6 protein-coding genes are annotated in these 5,934 nt (G+C 60.1%); 3 read left to right on the top strand and 3 right to left on the bottom strand.

The window, feature by feature from the left end; all coding sequences use genetic code 11:
- Positions 1–130 precede the first annotated feature (130 nt).
- From ACGYK9_RS19015 to ACGYK9_RS19005, 3 genes are read right to left on the bottom strand one after another with little or no spacing between them, the layout of a single operon-like run.
- On the bottom strand, positions 131–1,207 hold the full coding sequence (locus ACGYK9_RS19015; protein WP_394415216.1) for a response regulator: 1,077 nt from the start codon (positions 1,205–1,207) through the stop codon (positions 131–133).
- Positions 1,207–2,976: an ATP-binding protein gene (locus ACGYK9_RS19010; RefSeq protein ID WP_394415219.1), complete on the bottom strand. Its 1,770-nt coding sequence runs from the start codon at positions 2,974–2,976 to the stop codon at positions 1,207–1,209. Before ACGYK9_RS19010 ends, ACGYK9_RS19015 begins: the two co-directional genes overlap by 1 nt.
- Positions 2,973–3,446: a molybdopterin-dependent oxidoreductase gene (locus tag ACGYK9_RS19005; protein ID WP_394415222.1), complete on the bottom strand. Its 474-nt coding sequence runs from the start codon at positions 3,444–3,446 to the stop codon at positions 2,973–2,975. Before ACGYK9_RS19005 ends, ACGYK9_RS19010 begins: the two co-directional genes overlap by 4 nt.
- A gap of 151 nt (positions 3,447–3,597) precedes the next feature.
- Between ACGYK9_RS19005 and ACGYK9_RS19000 the strand changes: the two genes are divergently transcribed.
- From ACGYK9_RS19000 to ACGYK9_RS18990, 3 genes are all read left to right on the top strand, one after another.
- Entirely contained in the window at positions 3,598–3,957 is a 360-nt protein-coding gene (locus ACGYK9_RS19000) for a hypothetical protein (protein WP_394415225.1), read from the top strand.
- Positions 3,958–4,003: 46 nt separating this feature from the next.
- Complete coding sequence (locus ACGYK9_RS18995) at positions 4,004–4,987, top strand: hypothetical protein (protein ID WP_394415228.1); 984 nt, start codon at positions 4,004–4,006, stop codon at positions 4,985–4,987.
- Between the two features lie 87 nt (positions 4,988–5,074).
- A partial coding sequence (locus ACGYK9_RS18990) for a VWA domain-containing protein (protein ID WP_394415231.1) occupies positions 5,075–5,934 on the top strand: 860 nt, incomplete at its 3' end.

Below are 5,934 nucleotides of genomic sequence, written 5' to 3'. Positions count from 1 at the left end.
GTTCGCACTCGATCACATGCTCGAACGGTCAGAAATTTCTTGCACTACGGGCGGCAACCACAGAAGCAGCCTGTTAAACCTCTTCAGTAAATTGCGGCGCCAATACTGCCGTCAAAGCTGCCGTTGACCCCTAAAAACTGGCGGGACAAGGAGACAGCTCCAACTGGACTGCCATCGGCCCCGCGAGGATCAGCGTCACGAGGTCGATCTGCCGGTTCGTGCCGGTTTTCTGAAACAGATTGCGCATGTGGAAAGACACGGTCGTCGTCGAAATCCCAAGGGCGTCGGCCACATCGGAGGGGCGTGCGCCGCTGGCAAGGAGGGCCGCAACCCGTGCTTCAGTTGGGGTCAGGCCGAACAGATCGATCAACAGCCGCTCTGACACCTTTTTGTCATGTGTTGGGGAGGATAGGAACACGGCGAGTTCTGCTTGGGGCTTTTGCGCCGCCGTTGAAGGCCCCAATGCGCCGATCAATGCTGACATTGCGCTCTCAGCGCCTTGCAACATGATACCGCCGACCCGTTCACCACGCCGGGCGGCGGTTTTGACCTTGTCGATTGCCTGCTGCAGCGCCGTGTCACTGACCGGATCCGTCGCCGCAATCCTATTCCTGCGAAAGCTGAAATGCGCGGCGTCTCGCGCCATATCCTGCGCCGCTTTATTCGCGTGGACGACATTCCCCTCGGCATCCAGCAGCACGATCCCGAGGGCGATCAAATCCAGCACCGGATGGGGTCCGCCGCCGGCGAGGTCGGCCAGTGCGGCTTGCAGGCTGGCGACGTCCTGCTCGATCTGGCTCTTGATACGCGACACCTGACGCAATCTGGCCGATACGGTGGCCAAGAGCAGATCATAGTCGACGGGCTTTATCAGATAGTCGTCCGCTCCGCGCAGCTTGCCTTCGATCACCTCGCGCGGCTCTGACATGGCGGTGAGAAAGATAAAGGGTGTGCTGGCAAGCTCGGGGCGGTTCTGCCGCATGGCAGAGAGCAGCCCGTAGCCGTCGAGCTTGGGCATGGTGATATCGCAAAGCACCAAGTCAGGCGTGGCGTTTTCCATGAGCCGGTCGGCCTCTTCCCCATGCGCGGCGGCGAGGCTGCGATAGCCTGCCTCCTCAAGCTCTTCGACAATGTCGCGGCGCAAAGGGGGTTCATCTTCTACCACAAGGATAAGCGGGGCGGGGGTGTTTATTGCTGTATCTGTCATTATTTTTCCCCTTCATAGCGGGGCAGGGTGAAGCGAAAGGAGGTGCCTGTATCGGTGTCGCGCAATTGCAGATCCCCGCCTTGCATGCGTGCCAGACTGCGGGCGATGAACAGGCCAACCCCGGTGCCTCGGGTGCCGACACTGTTCCGGCCGCGAAAGTTTGCGTCAAACAATTGCGCGCGGTCCGCTTCTGCGATCTTTGGCCCGTCGTTCGTGACATCGCAATGAAGCTCCGTTGCGTTCCCATGCAGATGCACGGTGATCGCAGAGCCCTTAGGCGCATATTTTACGGCGTTCGACATGAGGTTTTCCAGCACCTGTTCCGCGTGCGCGGGGTCGCAAAGGGCGACGGCATTCAGATTGGCAGGGTGATCTGTCTTAATCCGCGCTTCGGGGGCCATCGCCTGTTGTCTGGCACGGACCCCTTCGAGCAAATCTCTCAGATCGCAGGCGATCCGGCGCGCGCCGACCTGACCGGTTTGGAGCCGTGTGGCGTCCATCGTGCTAGCCACCAGCCGGGTCAGCCCCGCGATGGCATCCCGCGCCCCGCGTGCGCGGTCGACGATCTCTGCTGTGCTGGCGCGGTCGCCCCGGCGGATCAGACGTTGCAGTGCGGAATCGGCCACCGCCAGAGGTGTGCGGAATTGATGCGAGATCATCCCTGCGAAATTGCGGTAAAGATCCGCGGCAGAGCGCTCTCGCAACAGCGCCTCATCCAGCTCGCGGGTGCGTTCCGCCACAAGTTGTTCCAGATGACCGCGGGTTTGCGCGGCCCGTTGGCGCGCGGCGTAGCGGTCGCTTGCATCATGCATAAAGACGATCGCACCGACGACGCGCCCTTCGTCCAACATGGGCGAAAAGCGCAGGTCGACGTAAAGCGCCGGCTCCCCCACATCGCGGTAATAGGGCTGTAAGGCAATGCTGCGGTCCTTTCCGCACAGCGATGCCTCAAGCGCCGTTTGAACATGGCTGGTGCCAAAAAAACCGGCGATGTCAGATAGTTTTCGTCCGACGGCTTTCTCTGCAGGTTGGCCGGTCATGGTGGCCATAGCGTCATTCCAGATCGTGCAGCGCCCTCCTGCGTCGATCGCCAAGATCCCGTCACCGCTGGAGGACACCAGAAGCGCCGAAAAATCCCGCTCGCGCCGCAGCATATTGGTGCGTTGGCGCGACAGACGCAGCGAAAAAAAGAGCGTCAGGATCAAGACAGCGCCGGTCACGGTGATCCCTAAAAGCGAGGCGATGATCTGGCGCAGCTGCGCGCGTGCGGTTTCAAGCCGCCCGCCCAGATCGTCCCATTCGCGGATCATGGTTTTATTGGCGGCGCGGGAAAAGAATCTCGTAAACGGTTCAAGAGCCGCGCGTAGATCTTTTGCCGTGGCGGGAGAGACCGGGGCGGGAGGTGGCTCGATGGCCTGCAAGGTCTGGCTCAGCGTTGTAAGCTGCTTGCGCATCCCGATCTCTTCCATGAAGCGCAGTTGCGGCCCTTCATGCAACAGCGCAAAGCGGCTGCGGAGCAGATCAAGCCGCAGCGCGATCTCCGCCGCATCCGCCTCACCCAACTCCACCCTCAAGGTTGTCTCGACAAGACGCCGTGCGGCAATCTCGCTTTGGTGCATGACCCAAAGCATATTATGCTCCGCATCGACGCGAATATCATCCGCGACCCGGACCATGCGGTTCAGCGCAAAGGCCAGAAGCACCGCAAAGACAAAAATGGCGATCAGCGGCAGGATCAGAGCAAGACCGGGCCGACCGAGGGGTCTCATCTGATTTCAAGCTCCGACAATTGCCAGACCCAGCGGTAATCATAGCGGATGTCTTGCAAAGCCTTATGCCCATCACGCGGATAGACGATCCAAAGTGGGCCTTTGTCCGCCCGGTCCAGTTCTACCCCATTCATGCTGTAGCCAACGATCACGTCGAATTCCTCAACATCCGCACGCGGGATGTCGACCACATAGTCGTTCAGCGCGGTGGCGGTGATCACATCCCCCGTAGCTTCCAACTGGTCGAGCAAATCGCGCAAAAGCACTCCGGTGAAGCTGTGAACCCCGTCGGTCACCACTGTGGATGTCTCTAAAGTTGTGGTCGGCATGGCGCGCAGGTCAGCCATAGTAAAATGCACTGGCGCCCCTTCGATCAGGCCGGATACCTTTAAAACCACCTGTTTTTCGACGGCCAAAGCGGCGCCCGCAAGCGCAATGCAGGTGGAAATTATGAATGCCGCATAACGCATAAGACCCTCATTCCTTTTCACCAGTTCAGCAGCCTAACAGTCAGTATGCAATCATAACGTGAAGTTTTTCGCTTTTCCCCGTCCAAACGAAGGGGGCGGCTTGGCGGTTTAGCGATTATGCGAAGGGGGTGTCGAAAAGGATCATCGCACCATGCGTCTTGTCAAAACCGTTCCTGCCCTCTTTGGCCTATTGGTTCTGCAATCTTGCGGGACGCCGGAGTATCGCACCGAGCGGACCCATTGTGAGGCGGAGTGGCTAATCAAGATTCCACCCGTCTATCGCCATGAACCGGTCACCAAATACCGCAGCGTCGAGCGCCCGAGTGGTGAGACCGTGTGCGAGACCGCAGGCACCACCACCACCTGCAAGCCGGTGATGAAGACGATCTCAGTGCCTTACACCACGGTTGAGCGGATCGATATTCGCAAGGCGCAGCGGGGCCCGCAGATCGCCTCCTGCGCGGCGCGGGCCTGTGTGGCGAAATACGGCAATAGCAAATGTGAGATCTAAGCCGCCGCGCAACTGTCCGGCGGGGCGAAAAGGGAGGGGAATAACCATGTGGAATTTCAGCATCGGCGGAGCGCTTGGGCTGATGGGGCGCACCTTGCCCTTCATCCTTTTGCGCATGGCAGTTTATTTCGGAATTACGCTGGGCTATATTCTCGTCACCGGCATGGGGGCGGGGGTCGGCTGGGGCATCGGCGGCTTTGGCGATGCGGAGTTCCGCGCCACGACCACCGCATGGGGCGGTTTTGCGGGCTTCGGCATTTTCGGTGCGCTGATGTACTGGGCGCGTGAATATATCCTCTACATCGTCAAAGCGGGCCATATCGCCGTGTTGGTAGAACTGATCGACGGCAAGCCGATGCCGGAGGGCCGCAGTCAGGTCGCCCATGCGACCACCGTGGTCAAAGAGCGCTTTCCGCAGGCCAGCACCCTTTTCGTCATGGACCAACTGATCAAAGGCGTGGTCCGCGCTATCGCCGGGCTTTTGCGCGGCATCCTCACAATCCTGCCTGTGCCGGGGGTGCAACAGCTTGCGAGCATCCTGTCGGCCTTTCTGCGCATCGCAGTGGGTTTTGTGGATGAGGTGATCCTTGCCTATGCAATCCGCACGCGGTCCGACAACGCGTGGATGTCCGCGCGAGAGGCTTTGGTGCTCTATGGGCAGAACTACAAGGTGATGCTTAAAAACGCGGCATGGCTGGCGCTAATCGTCTATGGGCTGAGCTTTCTGGTCTTTGTGGTGATGCTCGCCCCCGTCGCCTTGGTTGTCTATCTGATGCCGGGGGCATGGGCCGCCGGGGGCGTGGTCTTTGCGCTGCTCTTTGCTTGGAGCGTCAAGGCCGCCTTGCTCGAACCCTTTGCCATTACCTGCATGATGCAAGTTTATTTCAAAACAATCGAGGGCCAAGAGCCGAACCCCGAATGGGATGCCAAGCTGGAGCAGATGTCGGGCAAGTTCCGCAAGCTGAAAGAGCGAGCATTCGGCGGCGGAGGCGCGGCGACCCCTGACTCTGTTGCACAGCCCGTCGCGTAATGCGGGTAGGGGCGGCACGGGTAAATGCTGCCGCCTACCTCAGCGTCGCCTATTGCGGCACGGAACATAGTTGAAAGAGAACCTTAGATGAAAATGATTACTTCGAAACTCGCTATCACCGCGATCCTTTGCGCCACTGGGGCGCAGGCGGCAGAAGATGTCGTCATCGTCTATGATGCGTCCGGGTCCATGTGGGGACAGATTGACGGCATCTCCAAGATGGAAATTGCCCGCGATGTGCTGGGGGATCTGGTCCAAGGGTGGAGCGCTGAGACGAACTTGGGGCTCGTCGCCTATGGTCATCGCAGCCAAGGCGATTGCACCGATATCGAAACCTTGGTGACCCTGCAGCCGGTGGACAAAGAGGCGTTTCAAGCCCAGGTGAATGCGATCAAACCGGTCGGCAAAACGCCGATCTCCGCCGCCATCGAACATGCCGCTGACCTGCTCGCCTACCGCGACAACCCGGCAACGCTGGTGCTGATCTCGGACGGGGTAGAGACCTGCAACGCCGATCCCTGTGCGCTGTCGGCACAGCTTGCGAAACAGGGGGTAAAATTCACCGCTCATGTCGTGGGCTTTGACCTGCAAGACGAGGGACACGCCGGTCTCGCCTGTATTGCCGAGAACACGGGCGGCGTATTCCTCCCCGTGAGCAATGCGACCGAACTGCATGACGCGCTAAATCAAGTTCAGGCCGCGATGGCCCAGCCCGATCCCGCGCCTGAGCCAGTACCGACCCTGCCTGAAGTCTCCATTTCCGGGCCGGAAAGCGTACCGACCGGGGCAGGCTTTGACGTTGAGTGGAGCCCCCCAATCCACCCCCGCGACATGGTCACCATCCTGCCTGTCGGCAGCAAGGAAGGCGCTACCGGCCCTTACCGCCGTGTTGGCGATAAGACCACAGGCCAACTCACAGCACCTGCTGAGCCGGGGCTCTATGAGTT

The organism is Sulfitobacter sp. 1A15258, assembly GCF_043557045.1.
GTDB lineage: Bacteria > Pseudomonadota > Alphaproteobacteria > Rhodobacterales > Rhodobacteraceae > Sulfitobacter > Sulfitobacter faviae.
Note: the sequence above shows the minus strand (reverse complement) of the source record. Positions and strands in the feature narration are given on the sequence as shown.

Bases quoted from the DNA above. Each gene is read 5' to 3' on its own strand.
- ACGYK9_RS19010 (WP_394415219.1), bottom strand. From the start codon at position 2,976: ATGAGACCCCTCGGTCGGCCCGGTCTTGCTCTGATCCTGCCGCTGATC.
- ACGYK9_RS18995 (WP_394415228.1), top strand. From the start codon at position 4,004: ATGTGGAATTTCAGCATCGGCGGAGCGCTTGGGCTGATGGGGCGCACC.
- ACGYK9_RS19015 (WP_394415216.1), bottom strand. From the start codon at position 1,207: ATGACAGATACAGCAATAAACACCCCCGCCCCGCTTATCCTTGTGGTA.
- ACGYK9_RS19005 (WP_394415222.1), bottom strand. From the start codon at position 3,446: ATGCGTTATGCGGCATTCATAATTTCCACCTGCATTGCGCTTGCGGGC.
- ACGYK9_RS19000 (WP_394415225.1), top strand. From the start codon at position 3,598: ATGCGTCTTGTCAAAACCGTTCCTGCCCTCTTTGGCCTATTGGTTCTG.